The organism is Nocardioides sp. CPCC 206348, assembly GCF_048654705.1.
In the GTDB taxonomy this organism is placed as follows: Bacteria; Actinomycetota; Actinomycetes; order Propionibacteriales; family Nocardioidaceae; genus Nocardioides.
Genome location: NZ_JBMCZA010000243.1, coordinates 1 through 550, shown reverse-complemented (window position 1 = coordinate 550; position 550 = coordinate 1). Strand labels below are relative to the sequence as shown.

General features: G+C 65.5%; 1 protein-coding gene. It reads right to left on the bottom strand.

Going from position 1 to position 550, the window contains the following annotated elements; translation table 11 throughout:
* Positions 1 to 47 precede the first annotated feature (47 nt).
* A partial coding sequence (locus ACOADB_RS28315) for a WS/DGAT domain-containing protein (protein WP_378607074.1) occupies positions 48 to 550 on the bottom strand: 503 nt, incomplete at its 5' end.

Below are 550 nucleotides of genomic sequence, written 5' to 3'. Positions count from 1 at the left end.
GTGGAGGCATCGACCAGCGGTCGCAGGTCATCGGCGGCGGCCATCGTTCACCTCGAAACGGCCTTCTCCAGCGCCTCGAGTGCACCGTCGAGGTGGATGAGCATCCGCTGCAGGTGCGGCAGCGCCTTGCGGTCTCCCACGATGCCGAAGGTCATCTGGTTGTCGTAACGCGTGAGGGTGATGTTCATGGCCTGGGCCTCGGAGATCATGGACACCGGGTAGATGTCGGTCATCTGCGCGCCGTTGTAGTAGAGCGGCTGGTTGGGTGCGGGCACGTTCGAGATGATCAGGTTGAACGGATGCCGGGGCAACGCCGTGATGCCGGTCAGCGAGGAGACGATCGCGCCGCCCATGATCAGCTTGCTGACGGCGAGGATCTCGGCCGCGGACATCTTTGCGAAGCGTTCCTTCGCCGCGCGGGTCTGTCCCCGGATCGAGTCGACGCGCGCCACCGGGTCGTCATGGTTGGTCCCGAGGTCGCAGAGCATCGCACCGAAGGCGTTGCCCTCCCCTTCCGGGATGCCGTCACCTTCACGGCGGACAGACACCG